At 45.2% G+C, this 25,018-nt stretch carries 31 protein-coding genes; 28 read left to right on the top strand and 3 right to left on the bottom strand.

The genetic code is table 11. From position 1 onward, the window contains the following. The first annotated feature begins 3 nt into the window (after positions 1 to 3). The 9 genes from speE (at position 4) to CSX02_RS04955 (ending at position 8,959) form a co-directional block, all read left to right on the top strand. A complete protein-coding gene (gene speE, locus CSX02_RS04995) occupies positions 4 to 876 on the top strand; it encodes a polyamine aminopropyltransferase (RefSeq protein ID WP_031543979.1) in 873 nt (290 codons plus the stop codon). Position 877: 1 nt separating this feature from the next. Next, positions 878 to 2,137 carry a saccharopine dehydrogenase family protein gene (locus CSX02_RS04990; protein ID WP_031543978.1) on the top strand — a complete coding sequence of 420 codons (1,260 nt, stop codon included), beginning with the start codon at positions 878 to 880 and terminating at the stop codon, positions 2,135 to 2,137. A gap of 22 nt (positions 2,138 to 2,159) precedes the next feature. Beyond that, complete coding sequence (nspC, locus tag CSX02_RS04985; protein WP_099385855.1) at positions 2,160 to 3,305, top strand: carboxynorspermidine decarboxylase; 1,146 nt, start codon at positions 2,160 to 2,162, stop codon at positions 3,303 to 3,305. Between the two features lie 21 nt (positions 3,306 to 3,326). Beyond that, the gene (gene aguA, locus CSX02_RS04980; protein ID WP_099385841.1) at positions 3,327 to 4,433 is read left to right on the top strand and encodes an agmatine deiminase; all 1,107 of its coding nucleotides are present in this window, start codon (positions 3,327 to 3,329) and stop codon (positions 4,431 to 4,433) included. Positions 4,434 to 4,436: 3 nt separating this feature from the next. Further along, a complete protein-coding gene (aguB, locus tag CSX02_RS04975) occupies positions 4,437 to 5,312 on the top strand; it encodes an N-carbamoylputrescine amidase (protein WP_099385840.1) in 876 nt (291 codons plus the stop codon). Between the two features lie 27 nt (positions 5,313 to 5,339). Continuing rightward, on the top strand, positions 5,340 to 6,251 hold the full coding sequence (locus tag CSX02_RS04970; RefSeq protein WP_031543973.1) for a DMT family transporter: 912 nt from the start codon (positions 5,340 to 5,342) through the stop codon (positions 6,249 to 6,251). Between the two features lie 3 nt (positions 6,252 to 6,254). After that, positions 6,255 to 6,860: a Crp/Fnr family transcriptional regulator gene (locus tag CSX02_RS04965; RefSeq protein ID WP_031543972.1), complete on the top strand. Its 606-nt coding sequence runs from the start codon at positions 6,255 to 6,257 to the stop codon at positions 6,858 to 6,860. A 15-nt stretch (positions 6,861 to 6,875) separates the two neighbouring features. Next, entirely contained in the window at positions 6,876 to 8,069 is a 1,194-nt protein-coding gene (locus CSX02_RS04960) for a pyridoxal phosphate-dependent aminotransferase (RefSeq protein WP_099385839.1), read from the top strand. Between the two features lie 113 nt (positions 8,070 to 8,182). Next, the gene (locus tag CSX02_RS04955; protein ID WP_031543970.1) at positions 8,183 to 8,959 is read left to right on the top strand and encodes an SDR family oxidoreductase; all 777 of its coding nucleotides are present in this window, start codon (positions 8,183 to 8,185) and stop codon (positions 8,957 to 8,959) included. A gap of 188 nt (positions 8,960 to 9,147) precedes the next feature. Here the strand turns inward: CSX02_RS04955 and CSX02_RS04950 are convergent, their stop codons facing one another. Beyond that, positions 9,148 to 10,002 (bottom strand): aldo/keto reductase, encoded by an 855-nt coding sequence (locus tag CSX02_RS04950; protein ID WP_099385838.1) that lies wholly within the window; start codon positions 10,000 to 10,002, stop codon positions 9,148 to 9,150. Between the two features lie 134 nt (positions 10,003 to 10,136). Between CSX02_RS04950 and CSX02_RS04945 the strand changes: the two genes are divergently transcribed. After that, positions 10,137 to 10,460: a hypothetical protein gene (locus CSX02_RS04945; protein WP_031543967.1), complete on the top strand. Its 324-nt coding sequence runs from the start codon at positions 10,137 to 10,139 to the stop codon at positions 10,458 to 10,460. After that, complete coding sequence (locus tag CSX02_RS04940) at positions 10,451 to 10,630, top strand: hypothetical protein (RefSeq protein ID WP_099385837.1); 180 nt, start codon at positions 10,451 to 10,453, stop codon at positions 10,628 to 10,630. The genes CSX02_RS04945 and CSX02_RS04940 overlap by 10 nt, the downstream gene beginning before the upstream one ends. A gap of 78 nt (positions 10,631 to 10,708) precedes the next feature. On the opposite strand, the gene CSX02_RS04935 is transcribed toward CSX02_RS04940, so the two are convergent. After that, positions 10,709 to 11,047, bottom strand: a complete 339-nt coding sequence (locus CSX02_RS04935) for a hypothetical protein (RefSeq protein ID WP_031543966.1) — start codon at positions 11,045 to 11,047, stop codon at positions 10,709 to 10,711. 144 nt (positions 11,048 to 11,191) lie between these two features. Here CSX02_RS04935 and CSX02_RS04930 point away from each other — a divergent pair, with 144 nt between their 5' ends. The 6 genes from CSX02_RS04930 to dnaB all read left to right on the top strand — a co-directional run bounded on the left by CSX02_RS04930 (position 11,192) and on the right by dnaB (position 17,087). Next, a complete protein-coding gene (locus tag CSX02_RS04930) occupies positions 11,192 to 11,593 on the top strand; it encodes a NusG domain II-containing protein (RefSeq protein ID WP_099385836.1) in 402 nt (133 codons plus the stop codon). A 61-nt stretch (positions 11,594 to 11,654) separates the two neighbouring features. Continuing rightward, positions 11,655 to 12,131, top strand: a complete 477-nt coding sequence (locus tag CSX02_RS04925; RefSeq protein ID WP_051637933.1) for an NfeD family protein — start codon at positions 11,655 to 11,657, stop codon at positions 12,129 to 12,131. Further along, positions 12,122 to 13,075, top strand: coding sequence for an SPFH domain-containing protein (locus CSX02_RS04920; protein ID WP_031543962.1), 954 nt, complete (start codon positions 12,122 to 12,124; stop codon positions 13,073 to 13,075). Before CSX02_RS04925 ends, CSX02_RS04920 begins: the two co-directional genes overlap by 10 nt. 151 nt (positions 13,076 to 13,226) lie before the next feature. Further along, entirely contained in the window at positions 13,227 to 15,278 is a 2,052-nt protein-coding gene (locus CSX02_RS04915) for a DHH family phosphoesterase (protein ID WP_099385835.1), read from the top strand. Continuing rightward, positions 15,275 to 15,721, top strand: a complete 447-nt coding sequence (gene rplI, locus CSX02_RS04910) for a 50S ribosomal protein L9 (protein ID WP_031543960.1) — start codon at positions 15,275 to 15,277, stop codon at positions 15,719 to 15,721. The genes CSX02_RS04915 and rplI overlap by 4 nt, the downstream gene beginning before the upstream one ends. A 13-nt stretch (positions 15,722 to 15,734) precedes the next feature. Next, on the top strand, positions 15,735 to 17,087 hold the full coding sequence (gene dnaB, locus CSX02_RS04905) for a replicative DNA helicase (RefSeq protein WP_031543959.1): 1,353 nt from the start codon (positions 15,735 to 15,737) through the stop codon (positions 17,085 to 17,087). A gap of 56 nt (positions 17,088 to 17,143) precedes the next feature. Here dnaB and CSX02_RS04900 read toward each other — a convergent pair whose 3' ends face one another. Continuing rightward, positions 17,144 to 17,314: a DUF362 domain-containing protein gene (locus tag CSX02_RS04900; protein WP_031543958.1), complete on the bottom strand. Its 171-nt coding sequence runs from the start codon at positions 17,312 to 17,314 to the stop codon at positions 17,144 to 17,146. Between the two features lie 232 nt (positions 17,315 to 17,546). Here CSX02_RS04900 and CSX02_RS04895 point away from each other — a divergent pair, with 232 nt between their 5' ends. From CSX02_RS04895 to atpG, 11 genes are all read left to right on the top strand, one after another. Further along, positions 17,547 to 18,605, top strand: coding sequence for an L-threonylcarbamoyladenylate synthase (locus CSX02_RS04895; protein ID WP_099385854.1), 1,059 nt, complete (start codon positions 17,547 to 17,549; stop codon positions 18,603 to 18,605). Positions 18,606 to 18,612: 7 nt separating this feature from the next. Continuing rightward, positions 18,613 to 19,110 carry an arsenate reductase/protein-tyrosine-phosphatase family protein gene (locus tag CSX02_RS04890; protein ID WP_031543955.1) on the top strand — a complete coding sequence of 166 codons (498 nt, stop codon included), beginning with the start codon at positions 18,613 to 18,615 and terminating at the stop codon, positions 19,108 to 19,110. Then, positions 19,064 to 19,573 carry a deoxycytidylate deaminase gene (locus CSX02_RS04885; RefSeq protein WP_099385834.1) on the top strand — a complete coding sequence of 170 codons (510 nt, stop codon included), beginning with the start codon at positions 19,064 to 19,066 and terminating at the stop codon, positions 19,571 to 19,573. Before CSX02_RS04890 ends, CSX02_RS04885 begins: the two co-directional genes overlap by 47 nt. Before the next feature lie 186 nt (positions 19,574 to 19,759). Beyond that, positions 19,760 to 19,996: an AtpZ/AtpI family protein gene (locus tag CSX02_RS04880; RefSeq protein WP_031543952.1), complete on the top strand. Its 237-nt coding sequence runs from the start codon at positions 19,760 to 19,762 to the stop codon at positions 19,994 to 19,996. Positions 19,997 to 20,011: 15 nt separating this feature from the next. Further along, a complete protein-coding gene (locus tag CSX02_RS04875) occupies positions 20,012 to 20,458 on the top strand; it encodes a hypothetical protein (protein ID WP_034219290.1) in 447 nt (148 codons plus the stop codon). Further along, on the top strand, positions 20,455 to 21,192 hold the full coding sequence (gene atpB, locus CSX02_RS04870) for a F0F1 ATP synthase subunit A (RefSeq protein WP_031543950.1): 738 nt from the start codon (positions 20,455 to 20,457) through the stop codon (positions 21,190 to 21,192). Before CSX02_RS04875 ends, atpB begins: the two co-directional genes overlap by 4 nt. A gap of 32 nt (positions 21,193 to 21,224) precedes the next feature. Next, a complete protein-coding gene (atpE, locus tag CSX02_RS04865; RefSeq protein ID WP_031543949.1) occupies positions 21,225 to 21,485 on the top strand; it encodes an ATP synthase F0 subunit C in 261 nt (86 codons plus the stop codon). Between the two features lie 53 nt (positions 21,486 to 21,538). Next, positions 21,539 to 22,066, top strand: coding sequence for a F0F1 ATP synthase subunit B (gene atpF, locus CSX02_RS04860; RefSeq protein WP_031543948.1), 528 nt, complete (start codon positions 21,539 to 21,541; stop codon positions 22,064 to 22,066). Then, positions 22,054 to 22,620, top strand: a complete 567-nt coding sequence (gene atpH / locus CSX02_RS04855) for an ATP synthase F1 subunit delta (RefSeq protein ID WP_099385833.1) — start codon at positions 22,054 to 22,056, stop codon at positions 22,618 to 22,620. Before atpF ends, atpH begins: the two co-directional genes overlap by 13 nt. Next, entirely contained in the window at positions 22,617 to 24,122 is a 1,506-nt protein-coding gene (atpA, locus tag CSX02_RS04850; RefSeq protein ID WP_099385832.1) for a F0F1 ATP synthase subunit alpha, read from the top strand. Before atpH ends, atpA begins: the two co-directional genes overlap by 4 nt. Positions 24,123 to 24,143: 21 nt before the next feature. Continuing rightward, on the top strand, positions 24,144 to 25,004 hold the full coding sequence (gene atpG / locus CSX02_RS04845) for an ATP synthase F1 subunit gamma (protein ID WP_099385831.1): 861 nt from the start codon (positions 24,144 to 24,146) through the stop codon (positions 25,002 to 25,004). Positions 25,005 to 25,018: the final 14 nt, after the last annotated feature.

Genomic DNA, 25,018 nt, shown 5'->3' with positions numbered 1-25,018 from the left:
AGTATGGATTTTTGGTTTTCACAAATGGAGACGGAGCATGTAAAGACAAGCATCCGTGTCAATAAACAATTGTACAGTGCGCAGTCGGAATATCAGAGAATCGATGTCTTTGAGACACAGGAACTCGGCAAAATGATTGTGCTTGACGGCGAAATCATTTTTTCGGAAGCGGACGAATTCATCTATAACGAGATGATTGTGCATGTACCGATGGCGGTTCATCCACAGGTCAAAGATGTATTGATCATCGGTGGAGGCGACGGAGGCGTTGCGCGTGTACTGACCGAATATCCGGAGATTGAACACATCGATGTCGTGGAGCAGGATGAGATGTTCCTCGAAATCAGCCGGAAATTCTTTCCGGAGACGGCGAAAGGATTCGACGATGAACGCGTAACCGTCACACATATGGATGGCTTGCGCTTCCTGCGAAGATGCCGTGACAAATATGATTTGATTATCAATGATACGACAGACCCGTTTGGCTATGCAGAGGGATTGTTCACCAAGGAATTTTACGGAAGCTGTTACCGTGCGCTGAAAGAAGACGGCATCATGGTATATCAGCATGGCAGTCCGTTTTATGATGAAGATGAGGAAGCATTCCGCGCGATGCACCGCAAAGCATACAAGAGCTTCCCAATCAATCGTGTCTATCAGGCCAATATTCCGACCTGTCCATCCGGGTACTGGATGTTTGGATTTGCATCCAAAAAATATCATCCGCTTCGCGATCTCGACGCGAAGAGATGGAAGGCGCGTGAACTCAAGACATGGTATTATACAACCAATCTGCACAAGGGTGCATTCATGTTACCGAGATATGTAGAGGACTTGCTCGAAGAAGAAGAAAAGTCCGCACGAAAGGAGATATAAAATGGCAAAATTATTAATTATCGGATGTGGAGGCGTTGCACAGGTTGCAATCAGCAAGTGCTGCCAGAACAGTGATGTATTTGAGGAGATTATGATCGCAAGCCGCACCGTCAGCAAGTGTGAGGCGATGAAAGAGAAATTACAAAATACCACAAAGACCGTCATCAAAACCGCGCAGATTGATGCGGATGATGTCGAAGCTCTGACCAAATTGATCAAAGATTACGCACCGACCGCGGTATTGAATGTGGCTCTGCCATATCAGGATCTGACCATTATGGATGCATGTCTGGCTGCCGGAGTAGACTATATCGACACAGCAAACTACGAGCCGGAAGACATTGACGATCCGGCTTGGCGCGCCGTTTATGACAAGCGCTGCAAAGACCTTGGATTCTCAGCATATTTTGATTATTCATGGCAGTGGGCTTATGAGGACAAATTTAAGGAAGCAGGACTGACCGCGCTTTTGGGAACCGGATTTGATCCGGGTGTGACATCCGTATTTGCCGCATATGCAAAGAAGCATTATTTTGATGAAATTCATACCATTGATATTCTTGACTGCAACGGCGGAGATCACGGATATCCGTTTGCAACCAACTTCAACCCGGAAATCAATCTGCGTGAGGTATCAGCACCGGGCTCCTATATGGAAAACGGAAAGTGGATTGAAATACCGGCGATGAGCATCAAGAGAGAATATGATTTCGACGGCGTCGGCAAAAAGGATATGTATCTGCTTCACCATGAAGAAATTGAAGCGCTTGGCCGCAACATGCCGGAAGTAAAGCGTATCCGCTTCTTCATGACATTCGGACAGAGTTATCTGACACATATGAAATGTCTGGAAAACGTCGGAATGCTCAGCACAACTCCGATCAATTACAACGGACAGGAGATTGTGCCGATTCAGTTTTTGAAGGCATTGCTTCCTGATCCGGCTTCTCTTGGACCGAGAACCGTCGGCAAGACCAATATCGGATGTATTTTCACCGGTATCAAGGATGGAAAAGAACGCTCTATCTATATTTACAATGTCTGCGATCATCAGGAATGTTACAAAGAAGTCGGTTCTCAGGCGATTTCATATACGACAGGTGTACCGGCGATGATTGGAGCCATGATGGTAGTAACCGGCCAATGGAAACAGCCGGGTGTATTCACGACAGATGAATTTGATCCGGATCCATACATGGAAGCATTGAACAAATGGGGATTGCCATGGCAGGTAGTCGAAAATCCGGTATTGGTAGACTAACAGAATGGAAAAGGGCAAAGATATGGACTTTGGACAGATTCCAACCCCATCGTATGTAATTGATGAAGGACAATTGATTCGCAATCTGGAGATTTTAAAAGCCGTGGAGGAGGAAAGCGGATGCCGGATTCTCCTTGCGCAGAAGGCATTTTCTAATTATTGTGAATATCCGTTAATCGCAAACTATATAAGCGGGACGACTGCAAGCGGTCTCTATGAAGCGCGTCTCGGGAAAGAAGAGATGGGCAAAGAGAATCATGTATTTGCTCCGGCATTCAAAAGCGAAGATATGGATGAGCTGGTACAAATTTGCGACCATATTGTTTTTAATTCGATTGCACAACTGCAAAAATACAAAGACATATGTCTGGAACATCATATAGGAATCGGTTTGCGCATCAATCCGGAATGCTCCACACAGGGCGATCATGCAATATATGATCCATGTGCACCGGGATCGCGACTCGGTGTCACCGCATCGAATCTGCAAAAAGCGCTTGCGCAGGATCCGACTGTATTAGACGGCGTCGAAGGACTGCATTTCCACACGCTTTGTGAGCAGAATGCGGATGACCTTGCCACTACGCTTGCAGCAGTGGAGGAGAAATTCGGTACCTATTTGCAGCAAATGAAATGGTTGAATATGGGCGGCGGACATCACATCACGCGCGAGGACTATGACCGCGCACTTCTGATTCAACTGGTAAAAGATGTGCGCAAGCGTTATGCGCTGGAGGTATATCTGGAGCCGGGAGAAGCAATTGCGCTCAACGCCGGATATCTGGTGACTGAGGTGATGGACATTGTGGATAATGATATTCAAACCGCAATTCTGGATGCATCTGCGGCATGCCATATGCCGGATGTCCTTGAAATGCCATATCGTCCGCCGCTTCGCGACAGTGGTGAGTGGGGCGAAAAGCCGTATAAATACCGCCTCAGCTCTTACACCTGTCTGGCGGGAGATATCATAGGTGATTACGCATTTGACCGACCGCTTTCCATCGGAGATCGCCTTGTATTTGAAGATATGGCAATCTATTCGATGGTCAAAAATAATACATTTAATGGAATTCCATTGCCATCCATTTACAGAATGAAAGCGGATGGCACCTGTGAATGCATCAGAAAATTCGGCTACGAAGACTTTAAAAACAGACTGTCGTAGCAAAGAAACGGGAATCAGTGAATGAAACGAGAGACGATACCGCGTGCAGACGGATTCAGGATGCCTGCGGAATATGAGAAACATAAAGGCTGTGTGATGATCTGGCCGGTGAGACCGGGATCATGGCCGCATCAGGCGACGGCTGCACAATCCGCATTTACGCAGATTGCACGCGCAATTGCGGAATCCGAAGAAGTGTGGATGCTGACAGATCTGCAGCATCGCAATCAGGTACAGCAGGTATTTTGCAATGATGAAAAGATCCATATCCTTTGCATTGAAACTGATGATGCATGGGCGCGCGATGTCGGTCCGACCTGTATCACGAACGACAGAGAAGTATGCGGAATCGACTGGGCATTTAATGCCTGGGGTGGCGAATATGATGGGCTGTATGCACACTGGGATAAGGATGATGCAGCCGCGGCACAAATCTGTGATGCTCTGCAGATGGATTGTTTTGATGCGCATCCTTTTGTATTGGAAGGCGGAAGCATTCACAGTGATGGGGAAGGAACCATCCTGACGACAGAAGCCTGTCTGCTCAGCAGAGGACGAAATCCGCAGATGACAAAAGAACAAATCGAGGCACAGTTGTGCGATTATCTCGGTGCCCAAAAGGTAGTATGGATTCCATGCGGAATATATCAGGATGAAACCAATGAACATGTGGATAATATCTGTGCCTTCGTGGGTCCGGCACAAGTGGTTCTGGCATGGACCGATGATCCGAACGATCCTCAATATGAGATGAGCCGTGCCTGCGAAAAAGCATTGCTTGCGCAGACGGATGCAAAAGGTCGTGCAATTACCGTTCATAAATTGCCGATTCCGAAGAATCCGGTCTGCATCACGCAGGAGGAGCTGGACGGATTCGTATTTGAAGAAGGCGAAGATATGCGTGAAGCCGGAGAGCGGCTCGCAGCGAGTTATGTCAATTTTTATATCGCCAATGGCGGCATCATTGTGCCGCAGTTTGGTGATGAAAATGACAGGGTCGCAGTGGAATGTCTGCAAGCTCTGTTTCCGACGCGCAAGATTTATCCGATAGAAGCGAGAGCAATTATTGTAGGTGGCGGAAATATTCATTGCATTACGCAACAGATTCCGATTCCGAAGGGAGAATAAATCATGAGAAATGTAACGATTGCAGCAGTGCAGATGCGCTGCACATCCGTTGTGGAAGAAAATATTGCACATGCTGAGGCACTTGTGCGGCAGGCAGCTGCTGAGGGCGCACAGATTGTGCTGCTTCCGGAACTGTTCGAACGGCAATATTTCTGCCAGGAGCGCAGATACGAATATTATGATTTTGCAAAGCCGGTTGAGCACAATGATGCGGTCTTGCACTTCCGCAAAATTGCAAAAGAACTTGCAATCGTCATGCCAATCAGCTTTTATGAAAAAGACGGCAATGTCCTCTATAACAGTGTTGCAGTCATCGATGCGGACGGTAGCCTTTTAGGCGTCTATCGCAAGACACATATTCCGGATGATCATTTTTATCAGGAAAAATTTTATTTTACACCGGGGAACACCGGATTTCGTGTCTGGGAAACCAGATATGGCACGATTGGAGTGGGAATCTGCTGGGATCAATGGTTTCCGGAGTGCGCGCGTGCAATGGCAGTGCAGGGCGCGGAAGTTCTGTTTTATCCGACTGCAATCGGTAGTGAGCCGATTATTGAATGTGACAGTATGCCACACTGGAGACGCTGCATGCAGGGACATGCGGGAAGTAATCTGATGCCGGTGATAGCCGCAAACAGAATTGGTCTGGAGGAAGTGAAGCCATGCAAGGAAAACGGCGGACAGGAGTCGTCCCTGAATTTCTACGGCAGTTCCTTTATGACAGACGAAACAGGAGAAGTGACAGAGCAGGCGGACCGCGAGAGCGAGACGGTTTTGATTCATACATACGATCTCGATGAGATCAGAGAAAATCGCATGAGTTGGGGGCTGTTCCGGGACAGAAGACCGGAATGCTACGGGGATTTGACACAATAACAGAAACCTTCAGAAAGGAATACCATCATGTGGTTATTTTTTACATTAGCAACAACACTCATTTGGGGATTGGCGGAATTGTTTTACAAGAAGGGCGCCAGGCCGGATGAAAAATTTGCACATTTGAAAATTACGGTCTGCGTCGGTGTAGTAATGGGATTGCATGCCATCTTCACATTGTGCACACAGGATATCGGATATGATCCGATGAATCTGATTCGGTACTTACCGGTATCGCTTTGCTATATTATATCCATGGCATTTTCATTCTTTGGAATGCGCTTCATTGAAGAATCCATTTCAGACCCGATTGAAAATACATCAGGTGCATTATGTTCCCTGATGTGCGTGATCTTTCTCGGCGAGAGTCTGTCCAAAGGCTCGATTGCCGCAATTCTAATCATCGTAGTCGGAATCCTCGGATTGGGATTTCTCGAGAATACAGGTTCAACCAACCGAAAGAAGAAAATCGGCAAAAAGCTTGCAATCATCGCATTTGCAATGCCATTTTGTTACGCAATCCTCGATGCACTCGGCAGCTTCCTCGACATCTATTTCCTCGAGATGGAGACCAGTCCGCTGGTGCATATCAATGAAGATACCATCGAGCAGGTTGCAAACACATCCTATGAGCTGACTTTTGCCATGGTCGCTCTGGTGCTGTTGATCTTCATGAAAATCAAAAAAGTCAAATTTGAATTGCCAAAGCAAAGAGACAAAGTTCTGGCAGCAGTATGCGAGACTGCGGGACAGTTTACCTATGTATTTGCGATGAGCGGCAACGGCGCAATCGCTGCACCGATTATCTCTGCGGTATGCGTGGTATCACTGATATTCTCACGCATCTTTTTGAAGGAAAAACTGACATGGAAGCAATATCTGTTTCTGGCATTGGTCATCATTGGTATCCTGACACTGGCAATCATAGAAGGCGAATAATAAATGATTGAAAAAGTATTGATCAATTATCAAATTGAAAATATCCCGATAGAGGTAAGAACCTACGAAAAAGGCGTATTACTCCATTCTCCGCTGGACGCCTGCGAAGGTTTGTTCTTTGTCAACTCAGGCTGTCTGCGTGTATATATCCTGTCGCCGGAAGGCCGGGAAGTGACATTGTATCGTTTGCAGGAAGGCGAACTGTGTCTGTTTTCCGCGTCTTGCGTATTCCAAAATATCAACTTTGATATTTATATTGAAGCGGAAATTGAAAGTACGATAGAAGTCATATCGATTGCGGAATACCGTAAACTGCAGGATAATCCGGCATTTGTCAACTATGTCAATGATATTATGGCAAGGCGAATGAACCAGATTCTGCAATTGCTCAATGATATTTTGTGGAATCGCATGGACCAAAGGATTCTCAACTATCTGAAAGAAGAAGCGCAGATACAGGAGAGCAGAGAGCTGACAATCACGCATGAACGCATTGCAAACCATCTCGGTACCGCGAGGGAAGTGGTCAGCCGAGTATTGAAATATCTGGAAACAAATCAACAACTGGTATTGAAAAGAGGCAAAATTCAGCTTTTGGATGAGTCTTAGAAAGGAAAGTGGGAAATGATCAACGAATCGTACAAGCAGATGTTAACGCAAAAATCAGTGATTCGCGAACTGAGCGAATATGCAACTGCGCGTGGGAAAGAAATCGGCTATGAGAATGTCTATGACTACAGTCTGGGCAATCCAAGTGTACCGACCACGCAGCATTATACGGATACCGTAATCCGGATGTACCGGGAAGAAGATCCGATGACCATACACGGATACAGTCCGTCACTGGGGATTGAGACTGTAAGGGAAGCCGTCGCACAGAGTCTGAACCGTCGATTCGGTATGAATTATGAGGGCAAACACATCTTTATGGCGAGTGGCGCTGCCGGCGCATTGGCACATGCCTTCCGTGCTGTGACAAAGCCCGAAGATGAAATCATAGTATTCGCTCCATTTTTTCCGGAATATCGGGAATATATTCGAAGAACCGGAGCAAAGATGGTCGTAGTACCACCAAAGACGGACGACTTTCAGATTGATTTTGACGCGTTTAATGCGGCACTCAACGAAAAGACCATGGCTGTGCTGATCAATACACCAAACAATCCGTCCGGCGTCGCATACAATACGCAAACCATTGAAAAACTGTCTGCAATGCTATCGCAAAAACAGCAGGAATTCGGACATGATATCTTTTTGATTTCCGATGAACCATATCGTGAAATCATATTCGAAGGTGCGGATGCACCATATCCTGCACGATTCTATGACAATACCATAACCTGTTATTCTTTTTCCAAGAGTCTGTCTCTTCCGGGAGAACGAATCGGGTATGTGGCCATAAATCCAAAATGCACAGATGCAGATATTCTGGCAGTCATGATGGGGCAGATCAGCCGCGGCATCGGACACAACTGTCCATCTTCCACCGCGCAGCTGGCAGTCATGCAGTGTCTTGATGAGACCAGTGATCTGTCGGTATATGAAACCAATATGAATCTGCTTTATGATGCACTTACCGATATGGGATTTGAGGTTGTAAAACCGGCCGGCACATTTTACATTTTCCCGAAGGCGCTTGAGAAGGATGCAGTTGCATTCTGCCAAAAGGCAAAAGCTTATGACCTGATTCTGGTGCCGGCAGACAATTTCGGATGCCCGGGATATTTCAGAATGGCATATTGCATCGACACAGAAAAAGTAAAGAGATCGATTCCGGTATTCAAAAAGTTTGTCACAGAGGAGTATGGCAAGCAATAACTGTTTGGTAATTAGAAGAGAAAGCGGTAATAATACGAATTTATTGTAAGTATTTTAAAGTTGTCTGACAAATGATATAATACAATTATCATAATGATTGGAGGTTTTTTCAAATGGGTAATCAGTATTTTGATTTAACAGGTCAGGTAGCTGTTGTAACCGGTGCATCAACCGGATTAGGGGTGCAAATGGCAAAAGCGCTTGCGAGTCAGGGCGCAAATATCGTAGCACTTGCACGACGCCAGAACCTGATTGATGAAGTAGCAAAGGAAATCAGTGAGACTTATGGGGTAAAAGCAATCGGAGTCGCATGTGATATTACCGATACGGAGCGTGTGGAAGCAGCGGTCGACACCATCCTTAAGGAAATGGGACGCATTGATATACTGGTAAACAATGCAGGAACCGGCGCTGTAGCACCGGCAGAAGATATCACTGATGAGCAGTTTGCAAACGAGATGAATATCGACTTGTTCGGTTCATTCAAAATGGCACGCGCAGTTGCAAAGAAAGCAATGATTCCGGCAAACTATGGACGCATTATCAACATAGCATCAATGTATGGTCTGGTCGGAAACAAGATTGCACCGGCATCTCCGTATCATGCAGCCAAAGGCGGCGTAGTCAATCTGACCCGCGCACTTGCAGCAGAGTGGGGTGATAAAGGCATTACAGTCAACGCAATTTGTCCGGGATATTTCGAAACCCCGCTGACAAAAGAAACACTGGATTCCGAATATTTCCAGAATTATGCGAAGACCATGATTCCGATGGCAAGATATGGAAAAGAAGGCGAGCTTGACACAGCTGCGATTTTCTTATCTGCACCGTGCAGTACATATGTAAACGGAGTGATTTTACCGGTAGACGGTGGATATACCAGCATGTAAAAAACAAAAAGGGCATGAAATCAATTGATTTCATGCCCTATCTTTATGATATAGGAAATTTCTCCGAAATTCCTATATCATAAAAAGCGCTCCGCTATGGATGCGCACTCGCGCGATAGGAATATGTTGCCTTCAGCAACCGCGCTCGGCGCGAGCATGTTGCAAGCAACATGCTTTCTTATGTAGTTTTATACCTGATCCGGAGAATGCCCGGAATTGCCGTATGGCGCAAGCGCATCGATTGCTGCCATATCCTCGGAAGAAAGAGAAAAATCAAAAACTTGCGCATTCTCTTTCATACGAGACGGATTGACTGATTTTGGGAGCGGGATGATATCATGCTGCAGTTCCCAGCGCAGAATGATTTGCGCAACGCTTCGACGATATTTTTGAGCAAGCGATTCCAAAAGCGGATGCTTCAGAGAAAGACCTCTGCCAAGCGGGCTCCACGCTTCCACGACAATCTTGTTTTCTTTGCAAAACAGGAGGGTTTCTTCCTGCAAAAATCCCGGATTGACCTCAATCTGATCCACAGCAGGAATCACTTCCATATCCATCAGTGCATGCAGATGATGCGGCAGGAAATTTGATACACCGATTGCTTTGACACGTCCGGACCGGTAATTGTCTATCATACCGCGCCATGTATCGCGGTTGGTATTTTCCCAGTCATCGTCAAAGGCAAATGAAGATGGCCAATGTACTAGATACAAATCCAGATAATCCAGTCCGAGCAGCTCCATAGACTTTGCAAAAGCTTTTTTCGTCCGCTCTCTTCCGAATTCTGTTTTCCAGACTTTGCTGGTGACAAAGATTTCTTCCCGGGCAACCTGATGATCAGCCATAAAATCACGGATTGCAGCGCCGACAGAAGCCTCATTTTCGTAAAAGGCAGCAGTATCAATATGGCGGTATCCGATAGACAAGGCGTCATAAACGCTTTGGTATGCCTCTTTGGCATCCGTAATCTTGTAAGTGCCAAAACCCAGACACGGAATCGAAGTCTGATTGTTCAACAAAATACGGTCGGTCATAGTATGCATCTATTTTCCTCCTTCATAAAAGGCAATTAATTTGCCGCCATTATATCAGGAATGGCAAGGGAACTCAATCCCACTTGAACAAGTCCGCAAAAATGCGTAAAATAAAAGCAATAAGAACAAAAAAGGAGATAACGATGAATATCGACGAAATAACGACAGAACTGACAGAAAAACGACAGCAATTAGACAAAATGGAGACACAGGTGCGTAAGATGTCAAAAGCAATGGCAATCGTACTAGCGCTCGGCGGCGCGTTGATTCTCGGGCTGGGAATCGGCTGCCTGGTAGTCTGGCATGATTTTATGCTTACCCAGGCAATCATCATCTGTGTGGTTGGAGCTGTTCTGTTGGGGGTGGCTTATCCGATTTATGCGATGGTTATGAAGCGAACGCTGTCGCAGATTGAACCGCTTCGTAAACAAATTGATGATCAGATGGAGAAATACGGATGCAAATGATAACTACGGTTGCCGCTGCAACACATGACACGCGTGTCATCCCGTTATTGATTCTGCTGCTGCTCGTAGGCGTCGGAATCATACTTGCGGGACTGTTGGTGAAGCGCACGGAAGACGAAGACAAGAAAAATTCAACTCAGTCGGAGAAATCCCCCACCTCTAAGCGTTAGCGTAGGTGGGGGTCTTGACAAGACGAAAAAAAATAAAGGTCGATTCAGACCTTTATTTTTTATAACTTTTTTAGCGTATTAAATTAACGGATCAACCGGAAACATCGTATGATCTACATACAGGTTAAACGCATATACAACAATCAAAAAGATTGCTTCACAATACAACAGTTGGTTGGATAATTTGATAAAGAAACGATAGCGGCTCATGAAGCCTACCAGTCTCCAGATAATTACCATTGCAGTATAAAAAATAAATGCTGCCAGCGTAAACATTGGAATGACATCAATCTTATCATAATTGACAGCAACCGCTGCTCCAATCAAAAATCCGGTCAACACCGTCGGAATATTTGCCATAAATGAAAGCACAATCATCTTTTGATCGCTTTTTCTACTTCTCTGTGTACTTGCCATATTCTATCCTCATTATTTTTTCTGATAACTTTCATACAATAACACAAATTTTCAAATCTGTCCACTCTTTCCGAAACCGTACATTTTATGGAAAAATGCATGGAAATGTTTGTTGGGAAAGGTCAAGTATGATATGATGACAACATGATGAAAAAGCGAGTGATAGGGCTGGCTGCGGTAATCGCCGTGATTACGGTGGCAAGCATTTTGATGATTTTATATTTTGAATATCGTGCGGATGCAGTGGATTGTTATGCCGAAGTATATCGGGATGATGAATTGCTGCAGACCATTGATTTGACGAATGTGAAGGAACCGTATCAAATACGGATTGCATATGGCGAAGATGAATATAATGTGCTCGAAGTGCGCAGGGGGAGCATTGGGATTGTGGAATCGAGCTGTCCGGACCATCTCTGCGAACACATGGGATTCGTACATACATCGCTGATGCCGATTACCTGTCTGCCGAACCATTTGGTGATACGGATTGTGGAAACGCAAGACAAAGAATCGAGCGAAAAGCTTGACGGATTGACTTATTAAAAAAACCTTGAAAGCATAAGCATAGAATGATAGGATTTTTAAAGAGAGGAGGGGGATTTCTATGATGCTGGAAATCACAATTCGAATGACACCGATTCTAATCTGGCTGATTATGCTGATCGCATTCACGGCAGTGGAACTGCTGACAGTCGGGCTGGTTTCCATCTGGCTGGCGGTTGGCGCATTGTTTGCATTGATTGTGGCAGCAGTATCAGGTCCGATCTGGCTGCAGATTGTGGTATTCTTTGTGGTATCACTGATCACACTGCTGGCAACGCGTCCTTTGGCACGCAAATATGTCAATCGCAGAATACTTCCGACGAATGCGGACTCGCTGGTGGGAGAAGTATTGGCTGTGAAAGAGAAGATAGACAACCGTAATGAGACCGGCATGGGTGTGATTCATGGAAAAGAATGGACCTTACGGTCGACGAAAGATGAGACCGTGATTCCGGAAGGAACACTGGTCAAAGTAACACAAATACAAGGCGTAAAGCTCATTGTAGAAAAATATGAGGAGGTATCATCATGCAATTAGAAACAGTTACAGATTTTGGGGCAATTACTGCATTGATCGTCGTATTAATCATTTTACTGGCGATTATTATCAGCTGCATCAAGATTGTACCACAGGCACATGCAATGGTAATCGAGCGTTTGGGAGGTTATCTGACCACATGGAGTGTAGGTTTGCACTTCAAGGCGCCATTCATTGACCGCATTGCACGTCGTGTGAACTTAAAGGAACAGGTAGTGGATTTCCCACCGCAGCCGGTAATTACCAAGGATAATGTTACGATGCAGATTGACACCGTCGTATATTTCCAGATTACCGATCCAAAGCTCTATGCATACGGCGTAGAGAATCCGATTATGGCAATCGAGAATCTGACTGCAACCACGCTTCGAAATATCATCGGTGATTTGGAACTCGATGAGACACTGACCAGCCGTGAGACCATCAATACCAAGATGCGTGCAACACTTGATGTTGCAACAGATCCTTGGGGAATCAAGGTAAACCGTGTCGAATTAAAGAATATCATTCCGCCAAAGGCCATCCAGGATGCGATGGAGAAACAGATGAAGGCAGAGCGTGAACGCCGTGAAGCCATCCTTCGTGCAGAAGGTGAAAAGAAATCCACCATTCTTGTGGCAGAAGGTAACAAGGAATCAGCCATTTTGGATGCAGAAGCAGAGAAGCAGGCAGCTATTCTTCGCGCAGAAGCAAAGAGAGAAGCAACGGTCAAGGAAGCAGAAGGACAGGCAGAAGCAATCCTCAAGATTCAGCAGGCGAATGCAGACGGTCTTCGCATGTTAAAGGAAGCTGCTCCGGACTCTGCAGTGCTTCAGATCAAGAGCCTCGAAGCATTTGCAAAGGCTGCAGACGGAAAAGCAACCAAGATTATCATTCCATCCGAAATCCAGGGAATGGCAGGACTTGCCAAATCACTGGTAGAAGTTGCGAAAGAAAATTCATAATCCAAACCACTAAGAAGCGGCCGTGCATTTACACGGCCGTTTCTTTTTTCTCCGATCGTCATTGTTACTGAAAATCAGCGGAACTGCTTTATTTGAACAAAGTAAAATGCTATAATGGGGAATGTATATCGAAATTCCTCGGAGGGAAAGTATGAAGAGTAGAATTCGTATGAAAGGAAACTTAAGAGCATATATGCAGTTGCCGCTGTATTGGACGGGATTTCTGGTATTGCTGACAGTCCCGGCATATATACTGGATTGGCGACTGGGAGTTGGAGCAACAGGCTTTACACTGATATATTTTTGTGCGGAATTGATTCTTTATTTGAACGCTAAGCCAAAGCTGGCCAGCGAAGTCATCAATTTTGCTACCAGATATGCCACAGTACAAAAGCATTTGCTCAATGAATTTGAGATTCCATATGCCCTTTTGGATTACAATGGTAAAATCCTGTGGATGAATCAGGAATTTCGCGGATTGACAGGCGTGGATCAGGGATATCACAAATCGATTACATCTTTGTTTTCAAGCCTGACAAAAGAAGTACTGCAAAAACCGGAATTTCCGCATGATTTTTATGTGGATACGGAAGAAAAGCACTTCCGCGTAGCAGCCAATCATATCTATTTTGATACAGTCGCAGATCATAGTGCACTGATGAGCATTGAGAATTCAGAAGAATTCCTGATTGCCATTTATCTGTTTGATGAAACGCAATTGCGCCATTATATGCAGGAGAATGAAGATCAGAAACTTGTATCGGCACTGGTATATATTGATAACTACGAAGAGACAATGAGTTCCATCGAGACGGTGAAGCAGTCCTTCCTGACGGCGCTGGTAGACCGGCGTGTGGCTCAGTACTTTGGAAAAGTGGACGGTCTGGTGCGCAAAGTGGAGCGAGATAAATATTTTGTTATTTTCCGCCACAAGTTCCTGGCACAGCTCGAAGAGGATAAATTCAAAGTCCTTGAAGATGTCAAAGCAATCAAAATCGGAAATGAGGTTCCAATCACACTGAGTATCGGAATCGGTCTGTCCGGTGAGACCTATACGGAAAATTATGATGCAGCACGTGCAGCCATTGATCTGGCGCTCGGACGAGGCGGCGATCAGGCAGTGCTCAAAAATGATGCAGAGATCACCTATTATGGAGGAAAAGCCAAAGAGGTTGAGCGTAATACGCGTGTCAAAGCCCGCGTCAAGGCTCATGCACTTCGCGAAATCCTCGAATCCAGGGACAATGTCATTATCATGGGTCATTCCCTGACTGATATCGATTCACTCGGTGCGGGAATCGGCGTATATTGTGCGGCAAAATTCCTCGGCAAGAAAGCACAGATTGTCATTAATAATCCGACCAGTTCGGTTCGCCCATTGCTTGAGACTTTTGTGCCGGAAGCAGGTTATCCGGAGGATATGTTTATCAATAGCGAAGAGGCGCTCGAGGCACTGAACTATGACTCTGTGGTTATGGTGGTGGATACGAACCGTCCGAGCTACACAGAATGTCCGGAACTGTTGAAACGCGCCAATACTGTTGTAGTATTTGATCATCATCGTCAGAATTCAGAAGTAATTGAAAACCCGACGCTGTCCTATATTGAGCCATATGCCTCTTCGGCATGTGAAATGGTAGCGGAAGTATTGCAGTATTTTGATGACAATATGAAGATTGAACCGGCGGAAGCGGATTGCATCTATTCCGGTATCCTGATTGATACCAATAACTTTATGCAAAAGACCGGTGTGCGAACCTTTGAAGCTGCCGCTTATCTAAAGCGATGCGGTGTGGATGTCAGCCGTGTCCGCAAGAAAATGCGAAATGATATGGATGCATATAAGGCACGCGCAGAAGCAGTGCGCCGCGCGGAAGTATTCCGCGGAGCATTTGCAATCTCTGTATGTCCGGGCGAAGGGATTGAGAGCCCGACGATTGTCGGTGCGCAGGCTGCAAATGAATTGTTGAATATCGTCGGAATCAAAGCATCCTTTGTATTGACAGAGTACAATGAGCGGATTTATGTCAGCTCACGCTCCATCGACGAAATCAATGTACAGATTATCATGGAAAAACTCGGTGGCGGCGGTCATATGAATGTTGCAGGTGCGCAACTGGAAGGATACACGATTGAGCAGGCAAAAGAAGTGATTATGCAAACGCTCGACAGTATGTTGGAAGAAGGAGATATTGTAGTATGAAAGTAATATTGTTAGAAGATGTCAAAGCACTTGGAAAGAAGGGTGATATCGTAAATGTCAGCGACGGATATGCCAGAAATGCTTTGTTCACCAAAAAGCTTGCGGTAGAAGCAAACGGCAAGAATCTGAACGACTTGAAATTGCAGAATCAGCATGCGGATAAAGTGGCAGCAGAAAACCTTGCAGAGGCAAAGGCGCTTGCAGACAAATTAAAAGAAGTTACCGTACAATTAAAGATTCGTACCGGTGAAGGCGGCAAGAGCTTTGGTGCTGTTTCATCCAAGGAAATCGTAGAAGCATTGAAAGCACAAAGTGGCATCACCATTGACAAGAAAAAGATCAAGCTGGCTGAATCACTCAAGAATCTCGGAACCTATGAAGTAAAAGTGAAACTTCATCCGGAAGTGGTTGCAGAGCTGGCCGTAAAAATAGAAGCGGAATAGGGGGAAATCCAATTTGGATGAGACCATACTTACACGAATCAAACCCAATAGTATAGAAGCGGAGCAGTCTGTCATCGGATCCATGATTATGGATAAAGATGCCATCAGCACAGCGCTTGAGATATTAATCAAAGAAGATTTTTATCATAAACAATATGGTGTTGTTTATGAATCTATGGTGGAACTGTATAACGAAGGAAAGCCGGTTGACCTGGTCACCTTGCAAAGCAAGCTGAAAGAAAAGGATGTGCCGGAAAGCGTGCAGTCCATGGAATTCGTCCGAGACCTTGTGACAGCTGTGCCTACCTCAGCCAATATCCGCTACTACGCCAATATTGTAAAAGAAATGGCAATTAAACGACGTCTGATTGATATCATGGACGGAATTGAGAATGACTGTTATGGCGGAAAGGAATCGCTTGATTATATTTTTGAAGAAACAGAGCGAGATATTTTTAAAATCCTGAATACGAGACAGACAGAAGATGCTGTTCCGATTCGCAAGGTTGCGATGAATGTACTTGAGAAGATTGAAAAAGCATCTCAGCAAAGCGGGGCGGTAACCGGTATCCCGACGGGATTTACCGATCTGGATTATCGCACTGCCGGATTACAGCCGTCAGATTTAATCCTGATTGCAGCGCGTCCTGCAATGGGAAAAACCGCATTTGTATTGAATGTGGCGAAGCATATCTGCTTTAATCAGGGTCGTGCGGCAGCAGTATTCTCACTGGAAATGTCAAAGGAGCAGCTTGTCAATCGTATGCTCTCCATGGAATCAAAGGTCGATGCGCAGGCTATGCGTAATGGTACCGTATCGGATGCCGACTGGGAAAAGCTGGTCGAAGGAGCAGGAATTATCGGCAATTCAAAGCTGATTATTGATGATACACCGGGTATCACGCTGACCGAATTGCGCAGCAAATGTCGTAAATTCAAACTGGATCAGGGACTCGATATCGTTATTATTGACTACCTGCAGTTGATGAGTGGTTCCGGCGGCAAAAGCTCTGAATCGCGCCAGCAGGAGATCTCAGAAATTTCGCGAGGTTTAAAAGCACTCGCCAGAGAATTAAATGTACCTGTGATTGCATTGTCTCAGCTGTCCCGTGCAGTAGAGCAGAGACCGGATCACAGACCAATGTTATCAGATTTGAGAGAATCGGGAGCCATCGAGCAGGATGCTGATATTGTAATGTTTATTTACCGTGATGATTATTATCATCCGGATTCGGAAGACCGTGGAATTTCCGAAATCATCATTGCAAAACAGCGAAGTGGTCCGATTGGAACCGTCAAATTGGCATGGTTGCCGCAATACACACAGTTTGCAAATCTTGAACGAGAACAATTTTCCAACGAATAAAAAAACCGCTGCATTTGCAGCGGTTTCTTTTCATTGTTCATTTACAATTTCAATAATTAGCCCTGGTTGATAGCTCCTACAGGACAAGCACCTGCGCATGTGCCGCAATCTAAGCAAGCATCAGCATCGATGTTGTACTGGGTATCACCTGCAGAGATAGCACCTACTGGGCACTCACCTGCACATGTTCCACAGCTAACGCATGAATCAGAAATTACATATGCCATATTGATATCCTCCTTTTCACAAAGCAACTTTGATTTTATCTTATCATAAAATGTACTATTTTCAATCATAAATTATAATGTATTGAAATAAGCACAAATTAGAATAAACTAACCATAAGCAGTGTATTTTTGTACAGATAAGTTGCCGTACCGATTGTGCAAAAAAGCAGTATAGTTGTATAAAAAAAGGATATTTGTTAAAATAAAGGTTATGAGTGAAACAAACAAATTAATAGAAACAAAATATATTACCGTTGATGCAGGTCAGCCGGATGAGGAAGCAATGCAAATCGCCGCAGACTTGATTGCAGCAGGAGAACTGGTAGCTTTTCCGACGGAAACCGTATATGGTCTTGGAGGCAATGCACTGGATCCCACCGCGTCTGCACGAATTTATGCAGCCAAGGGAAGACCTTCGGACAATCCGCTCATCGTGCATATTGCAGAATATAGCGATCTGCTTCGGGTAGGCAAGCAGGTTCCCGAAGATGCGAAGAAGCTTGCGGATGCATTCTGGCCGGGACCGCTGACGATGATTGTACAAAAGAGTGATGAGGTTCCATATGCAACGACAGGCGGTCTGGATACCGTGGCAGTTCGAATGCCAAATCATGCAGTCGCACTGGAGTTGATAAAACGAAGCGGCTGCCTGATTGCAGCTCCTTCTGCAAACACTTCAGGGCGCCCGAGCCCAACAGAAGGTGCACATGTCCGGGAGGATTTGTCCGGCAAAATTGCAATGATTCTGGATGCCGGTCCGGTTGGAATCGGAATTGAATCGACAATCATCGATTTGACGGAAGACACGCCGATGGTGCTTCGCCCGGGCTATATTACACCTGCGATGCTTTCAAAGGTATTGGGCAAAGAAGTCATTATTGATCCGGGAATCATTGCAGCAGATGATACACGCAAACCGAAAGCACCGGGCATGAAATATAAGCATTATGCGCCTAAGGGGAATCTCGTGCTGGTGGAAGGCGCGACCGAGGCTGTTATCGCAGAAATCAACCGTCGGACGAGTCGTAATCGAATAGAAGGAAAGCGAACCATCGTCATTGCAACCGAGGAGACGAAATCTCGCTATGAAGCGGATACTGTTTTGTCAATCGGAGAACGAGAAGATGAAGAATCCATCGCACGACATCTGTACGGAATATTGCGGACATGCGATTCGCTGAATGCGCAAGAAATATATTCTGAAAGTTTTGCAACACCAAAAATGGGACAGGCAATTATGAATCGTCTGCTCAAGGCAGCCGGACATGAGGTAATCCGGGTATCGGAATGAGGGGAATATGGCAGGAATCAACAGAATTATTTTTGTAAGTAAATCAGGGACTGCAAGGGAGCCAATGGCGGTAGGTATCATGAAAGACTTGATCCTTACGCAACCGGTCGAAATTATGGCAAGAGGCATGGTTGTACAGTTTCCGGAACCGATGAATCAAAAAGCGGAAGCGGTATTGATCAGCAATGGCATTGAGTTGCCTGATTTTTGCAGTCAACAATTGGTGGAAGAAGAAATCACGGCAGGGACATTGGTGCTTGCAATGGAAGAGCGGCAAAAGGCAACTTTGTTTGAGATGTTTCCAAATGTGAAACCATGGCAGATACAAGTGCTCCCATCCATGGTCGGAGAGGAACTGGATATTGTAAATCCATATGGTGGAACGGTACAGACCTATGGGTTGTGTTTTGAAAGCTTGCGCAAAAGTATTAAGAAGCTGGCTGACATGTTGAACAATGATGAGATTCCATGGGAAGAAAAGGAGGAAGAAAGTGGCGAAGCGTGAAGATTACATTAGCTGGGACGAGTATTTCATGGGAGTGGCAATGCTGTCAGCAAAGCGCTCAAAAGATCCGAATACACAGGTCGGAGCCTGCATCGTGAGCCAGGACCATAAGATTTTGTCTATGGGATATAACGGATTTCCAATCGGTTGCTCCGATGATGATTTTAGTTGGGATCGCGAAGGCGATGATAATAAATATTACTACAGCACGCACAGTGAGTTGAATGCAATATTGAACTATCGGGGCGGTTCGCTGGAGGGCGCAGTTATTTATGTGACACTTTTTCCATGCAATGAGTGTGCAAAGGCGATTATTCAATCCGGGATTAAAGAGATTGTTTATGCGGAAGACAAATATCATGAAACGATGTCGGTGATTACCTCAAAACTGATGCTTCGCAGTGCGGGAGTGTTGATGCGTCAGTATGAGCCAAGTGGAAGAGAGGTTTTGATAACGCTTTAACTCAGTCGGGGTACAAGCTCCGACTAAATATATGATGCAGAGGGCCCGGATGGGCCCTCTTTTCTATACCCGCCGCCATCCATGTTTGCGGCGTTGTGAATACTGACCAATTTTACCCAAAACAGGTGGACATTGGTTCAACAAATGGTATAATATTCCTATATATTGTTATAAAAGGAGAAGTCTATGCAAAAGAAAAAACCGATGCATCAGGTTGCGGAAACACTTGCATTGGTTCTCCAGTTTAGTTTGAATATGTTAGTTCCCATAGGACTTATGTCTTTTCTTGGCTGGTGGATTGGAAAGCGCACGGGACAATCGTGGGTTATGATTCCATTTTTTTTCATCGGAGCCATCGCGGGGGGGAACTCCATTTATCAGATGTCCAAGAAATATTTTAAGGACGACAAAAAGAAAGAGTGATTTATGCTCAGCAAAATGAAACAGTTAAATGACACATTACCACTTTTGGAATTGGGAATTGTGCTATATGCCTCCGTTATTCAATTAGTGGGAGTGTGGTTTGTCGAAGATAAACTCGGCTACAGTATCGGCCTTTGGTATGGGGCAGTAACAGCCATGTGGATGGCGTATAATCTCGCCAAAGTGATCTATGATTCGGTTACTGTAGATGGTCGCAGGAAGACGCTCATCATCAAATCCGTTTTACGGTATCTGGTGGTCGTCGTCCTCTTTTTCGCTTTAGGCTATTTTGAATTCGGGAATTTATATACGGCTGTAGCAGGTCTGTTCGGGTTGAAGGTTGCTGCATATCTGGTGCCCGTGCTGGCAAAGCTGGTATACAAATTCACAGGAAAAGAAGCTTCTTTCCTGAAGAATGATGAAAATAGTAATAAACAAGAGGTAAAGGAGGTGACAATGTGAACTCAGCGATTTTACTCAGTGCAGACAATATCGACTTTATGATTCATGAGTTGATACCGGTCAATTTCTTTGGAACTACAGTTTATATTACGAACAGTCATATCTGTATCGCAATCGTAATGCTCGTGATTCTGGGATTTGGCGTAGTCGCACATATCAAGCTCAAACATGCAAAAGAGATTCCGCATGGATTTCAGAATGTGGTTGAGCTGATTGTGGAACTGCTTGGCAAAATGGTATCGGGAACCATGGGAAAATGGGCTCCGCGTTTTGTCAACTATATCAGCACGATATTTGTCTTCATTCTGATGAGTAACATCTCCGGTATTTTCGGACTCCGTCCGCCGACAGCGGATTATGGTACAACGCTTGCCCTTGCCATCATCACATTTATGATGATTCGAGTCAACAAAGCGAAACACCAGAGTGCGAAAGAAATCTGGACGAATGTCTGCTCACCATTACCGCCATGGCTTCCAATCTGGGCGCCAATCAATATCATCAGTGAAATCGCGGTACCGATTTCCTTGTCATTGCGTTTGTTTGCAAATGTATTGTCAGGAACGGTCATTATGGCACTGGTGTACGGGCTGTTGCACTTCATAGCACTTGCATGGCCGGCAGTTTTGCATGTGTATTTCGATTTGTTCTCAGGAGCAATTCAGACATATGTATTCTGTATGTTAACGATGACTTATGTCACTCAGGCATGCACATCTGAGAATGATGCGTAAACTACAGTTTTTTATTTAAGGAGGAAAACAATATGTTATTAGACATTACAGGAAGTGATTTAATCAGAGCTTGCTCAGCAATCGGAGCTGGATTGGCAGTTATCGCAGGTATCGGACCTGGTGTTGGACAGGGTATCGCAGCCGGACATGGTGCTTCTGCAGTAGGACGCAACCCTGGCGCACAGGGACAGATTATGTCAACCATGTTACTTGGACAGGCCGTAGCCGAGACCACAGGTCTTTACGGACTCGTTGTTGCTCTTCTGTTACTTTTCGTTCATCCACTTGACTAAAAGCTTACAAAGAGCCAAAAAACCGAACGAAAGGAGAATAGAAATTGTTAGCAATTTTAGCAGACGGAACATTCTTATTTAATTTGGATCCTCAGCTACTTTTTGATGCGTTGTTGCTTGCAGTTGCTGTATTCTTCTTATTCATGCTGATGTCATATCTTTTGTTCAATCCTGCACGAAAGCTTTTGCAGGATCGTGAAGAACGAATCAAAAATGACATTGATGCTGCCGCAGCGGATAAAGAACAGGCCGCAGCATTAAAAGCAGAATATGAGACAAAACTCAAGAATGTGGATAAAGAGGTGGATGTCATCCTTTCCGAAGCCCGCGCAAGGGCAAAGAAATCCGCGGTGAAAATCGAGGAAGAGGCAAAGGAGGAAGCTGCCAGAATTATCGCAAATGCCCGCAAAGAGGCAGAACTTGAGAAGAAACATGCTATGGATGATATGAAGCAGGAGATGATACAGATTGCTTCTCTCATGGCTGCAAAGGCAGTTGCTGCATCCATCGACACAAATATTCAGGATACGCTGGTAGATGAGACATTGAAAGAAATGGGTGAATCAACATGGCTAAGCTAGTATCAACCACTTATGGGAATGCGCTCTTTGAGCTGGCCCTTGAGCAGCAAAGCTTAGATGCAATGTTGGAAGAGGTTCGTGCACTTTCCGGAATTCTCGAAGAGAACCCGGAGCTGGCTCAGCTATTGAACCATCCCCAAATCGTAAAAGAAGAAAAAATGAAAGTCTTAGAAGACATTTTTTCGAACCGCATTTCGAAAGAATTGCTTGGTCTGATTACACTGATTGTAGAAAAAGATCATGCAAAAGAATTGCAGAGCGTATTTGCATATTTCATTGACAGAGTCAAAGAATATAAAAAAATCGGAACGGCTTATGTACAGTCGGCCGTAGCGCTTTCAGATGCACAGAAACAGTCGATTGAGCAAAAACTCCTCGATACGACAGAGTATGTGCAATTCGAGATGCATTATTCCGTAGATGCCGCATTGATCGGCGGTTTGGTCATTCGCATTGGAGATCGCATTGTAGACTCAAGTGTTAAGACAAAACTCTACAATCTGACCCGCGAATTATCACAAATCCAATTGAAAGTAGGTGAAAACACTCCATGAATTTAAAGCCGGAAGAAATCAGCTCTGTGATTAAAGAGCAGATCAAACGATATGCTTCCCAGCTGGAAGTTGCAGAAGTGGGTACCGTAATCCAGGTTGCCGATGGTGTAGCTCGTGTACACGGACTCGAAAATGCAATGCAAGGTGAACTTCTTGAGTTCCCGGGGGAAGTTTATGGAATGGTATTGAACCTTGAAGAAGATAATGTCGGAGCCGTATTGCTCGGTAACCAGCACAATATCAACGAGGGAGATACTGTTAAGACGACAGGACGCGTCGTGGAAGTGCCTGTCGGAGATGCGATGCTCGGACGCGTCGTAAACGCACTTGGTCAGCCAATTGACGGCAAAGGACCAATCGAGACCGACAAGTTCCGTCCGGTAGAACGCGTCGCAAGTGGTGTTATCTCCAGAAAATCCGTAGATACACCATTACAAACCGGTATCAAGGCAATCGATTCAATGGTTCCAATCGGCCGTGGTCAGCGTGAGTTGATCATCGGAGACCGTCAGACCGGAAAGACTGCAATTGCAATTGATACCATCATCAACCAAAAGGGACAAGGCGTAAAATGTATTTATGTTGCCATCGGACAAAAAGCTTCAACGGTAGCAGCTCTTGTAAAAGAACTGGAATCCTATGGCGCGATGGCATATACAACGGTTGTAGCCGCAACCGCATCTGAGCTTGCACCGATTCAGTATATTGCACCATATGCAGGATGCGCAATCGGTGAGGAATGGATGGAGAATGGTGAGGATGTGCTTGTCATCTATGACGATTTGTCAAAGCATGCGACCGCATATCGTACACTTTCCTTATTGCTTAAGAGACCACCAGGACGTGAGGCTTATCCGGGTGATGTCTTCTATCTGCATTCAAGATTATTGGAGCGCGCAGCGCGTCTGTCTGACAAGCTTGGCGGCGGATCACTGACTGCACTTCCAATCATCGAGACGCAGGCAGGTGATGTATCTGCATACATCCCGACCAATGTTATTTCGATTACAGATGGTCAGATTTATCTTGAAACAGAAATGTTCAACTCCGGATTCCGTCCGGCAATCAATGCAGGTCTGTCCGTATCCCGTGTAGGTGGATCCGCACAGATCAAGGCAATGAAAAAGATTGCTGCACCAATCCGTGTAGAGTTGGCTCAGTATCGAGAGCTTGCTGCATTTGCGCAGTTTGGTTCCGAGCTGGATGCTGCAACAACGGAACAGCTGGCACAGGGCGCGCGCATTAAGGAAATCTTAAAGCAGCCACAGTACAAGCCGATGGCAGTGGAGAAGCAGGTTGTCATTATCTATGCAGCTACCAAGAAATATTTGCTTGATGTACCGGTAGAGGATATTTTGAGATTTGAAACAGAACTCTTTGATTTTGTAGAGACCAAATATCCGGAGATTCTGGAGTCTATCCGCTCTAAGAAAGAAATCGACGAAGAGACGGAGACGACATTACAGAAAGCAATCGAGGAGTGCAAAGCTTCCTTCAAATAGGTAGAAAGTAGGTGATAGTTTATGGCCTCAATGAGAGACATTAAACGCAGAAAAAGCAGTATTTCAAGTACGCAGCAGATCACCAATGCGATGAAGCTGGTTTCTACCGTTAAATTGCAGAAAGCAAAAGCGCGTGCAGAACAGACCAATCCATATTTTAATTATATGTATCATACAGTTTGTTCCATGCTTTCGAAGTCCCAAAATATCAATCACCCTTATTTGACCGGGAAAGATACCTCAAAAAAGGCTGTGGTTGTGATTACCTCGAATCGTGGACTGGCCGGTGGATACAATTCCAATGTCGTGAAATTGATTACAGAAAGTGATTGGAAGAAAGAGGATGTGGATATTTATGCAGTCGGCGGAAAGGGAGCGGATGCCCTGAATCACCGTGGATATCATATTGCACAGAATGCTTCCGATGTGATGGAAGATCCGACCTATCCGGATGCAATGGCACTTTGTGAGCAGGTGCTCAAATCATTCGCAGATGGAGAAGTCGGTGAGATATATTTGGCTTATACGCATTTCAAAAACACCGTTTCACAGGAACCTAAGCTGATTAAGCTGCTTCCTGTGGAGATTGATGAGGCTGATTTGCAGGAAGATTCGCAGAATCATATTCTGATGAATTTTGAACCAAATGAAGAAGAAGCACTCGACGCAATCATCCCGAAATATGTGACAAGTTTGTTCTACGGAGCCCTTGTGGAAGCCGTTGCTTCAGAGAACGGAGCAAGAATGCAGGCAATGGATTCCGCAACCAGCAATGCAGAAGAAATGATTAGTGATCTGACACTGAAATATAACAGAGCCCGTCAGGGCTCCATTACGCAGGAACTTACCGAAATTATTGCCGGTGCAAATGCAATCGGATAATCGGGTTTCGGCGT

It is taken from the genome of Agathobacter ruminis, assembly GCF_002735305.1.
In the GTDB taxonomy this organism is placed as follows: domain Bacteria; phylum Bacillota; class Clostridia; order Lachnospirales; family Lachnospiraceae; genus Roseburia; species Roseburia ruminis.
The sequence above is the reverse complement of the archived record's forward strand: the minus strand, read 5'-3'. Positions and strand labels throughout refer to the sequence as shown.

What these genes read in the sequence shown, in the direction of transcription:
- atpE (WP_031543949.1), top strand. Translation starts at nt 21,225, where the DNA reads ATGTTATTAGACATTACAGGAAGTGATTTAATCAGAGCTTGCTCAGCA.
- CSX02_RS04925 (WP_051637933.1), top strand. Translation starts at nt 11,655, where the DNA reads ATGATGCTGGAAATCACAATTCGAATGACACCGATTCTAATCTGGCTG.
- CSX02_RS04875 (WP_034219290.1), top strand. Translation starts at nt 20,012, where the DNA reads ATGAAACAGTTAAATGACACATTACCACTTTTGGAATTGGGAATTGTG.
- CSX02_RS04900 (WP_031543958.1), bottom strand. Translation starts at nt 17,314, where the DNA reads ATGGCATATGTAATTTCTGATTCATGCGTTAGCTGTGGAACATGTGCA.
- aguA (WP_099385841.1), top strand. Translation starts at nt 3,327, where the DNA reads ATGAAACGAGAGACGATACCGCGTGCAGACGGATTCAGGATGCCTGCG.
- CSX02_RS04880 (WP_031543952.1), top strand. Translation starts at nt 19,760, where the DNA reads ATGCAAAAGAAAAAACCGATGCATCAGGTTGCGGAAACACTTGCATTG.
- CSX02_RS04990 (WP_031543978.1), top strand. Translation starts at nt 878, where the DNA reads ATGGCAAAATTATTAATTATCGGATGTGGAGGCGTTGCACAGGTTGCA.
- atpA (WP_099385832.1), top strand. Translation starts at nt 22,617, where the DNA reads ATGAATTTAAAGCCGGAAGAAATCAGCTCTGTGATTAAAGAGCAGATC.
- CSX02_RS04885 (WP_099385834.1), top strand. Translation starts at nt 19,064, where the DNA reads ATGAGATTCCATGGGAAGAAAAGGAGGAAGAAAGTGGCGAAGCGTGAA.
- CSX02_RS04955 (WP_031543970.1), top strand. Translation starts at nt 8,183, where the DNA reads ATGGGTAATCAGTATTTTGATTTAACAGGTCAGGTAGCTGTTGTAACC.
- CSX02_RS04945 (WP_031543967.1), top strand. Translation starts at nt 10,137, where the DNA reads ATGAATATCGACGAAATAACGACAGAACTGACAGAAAAACGACAGCAA.
- atpH (WP_099385833.1), top strand. Translation starts at nt 22,054, where the DNA reads ATGGCTAAGCTAGTATCAACCACTTATGGGAATGCGCTCTTTGAGCTG.
- CSX02_RS04965 (WP_031543972.1), top strand. Translation starts at nt 6,255, where the DNA reads ATGATTGAAAAAGTATTGATCAATTATCAAATTGAAAATATCCCGATA.
- CSX02_RS04920 (WP_031543962.1), top strand. Translation starts at nt 12,122, where the DNA reads ATGCAATTAGAAACAGTTACAGATTTTGGGGCAATTACTGCATTGATC.
- CSX02_RS04915 (WP_099385835.1), top strand. Translation starts at nt 13,227, where the DNA reads ATGAAGAGTAGAATTCGTATGAAAGGAAACTTAAGAGCATATATGCAG.
- CSX02_RS04950 (WP_099385838.1), bottom strand. Translation starts at nt 10,002, where the DNA reads ATGCATACTATGACCGACCGTATTTTGTTGAACAATCAGACTTCGATT.
- nspC (WP_099385855.1), top strand. Translation starts at nt 2,160, where the DNA reads ATGGACTTTGGACAGATTCCAACCCCATCGTATGTAATTGATGAAGGA.
- CSX02_RS04930 (WP_099385836.1), top strand. Translation starts at nt 11,192, where the DNA reads ATGATGAAAAAGCGAGTGATAGGGCTGGCTGCGGTAATCGCCGTGATT.
- CSX02_RS04960 (WP_099385839.1), top strand. Translation starts at nt 6,876, where the DNA reads ATGATCAACGAATCGTACAAGCAGATGTTAACGCAAAAATCAGTGATT.
- CSX02_RS04890 (WP_031543955.1), top strand. Translation starts at nt 18,613, where the DNA reads ATGGCAGGAATCAACAGAATTATTTTTGTAAGTAAATCAGGGACTGCA.
- aguB (WP_099385840.1), top strand. Translation starts at nt 4,437, where the DNA reads ATGAGAAATGTAACGATTGCAGCAGTGCAGATGCGCTGCACATCCGTT.
- CSX02_RS04940 (WP_099385837.1), top strand. Translation starts at nt 10,451, where the DNA reads ATGCAAATGATAACTACGGTTGCCGCTGCAACACATGACACGCGTGTC.
- CSX02_RS04970 (WP_031543973.1), top strand. Translation starts at nt 5,340, where the DNA reads ATGTGGTTATTTTTTACATTAGCAACAACACTCATTTGGGGATTGGCG.
- speE (WP_031543979.1), top strand. Translation starts at nt 4, where the DNA reads ATGGATTTTTGGTTTTCACAAATGGAGACGGAGCATGTAAAGACAAGC.
- rplI (WP_031543960.1), top strand. Translation starts at nt 15,275, where the DNA reads ATGAAAGTAATATTGTTAGAAGATGTCAAAGCACTTGGAAAGAAGGGT.
- CSX02_RS04935 (WP_031543966.1), bottom strand. Translation starts at nt 11,047, where the DNA reads ATGGCAAGTACACAGAGAAGTAGAAAAAGCGATCAAAAGATGATTGTG.
- atpG (WP_099385831.1), top strand. Translation starts at nt 24,144, where the DNA reads ATGGCCTCAATGAGAGACATTAAACGCAGAAAAAGCAGTATTTCAAGT.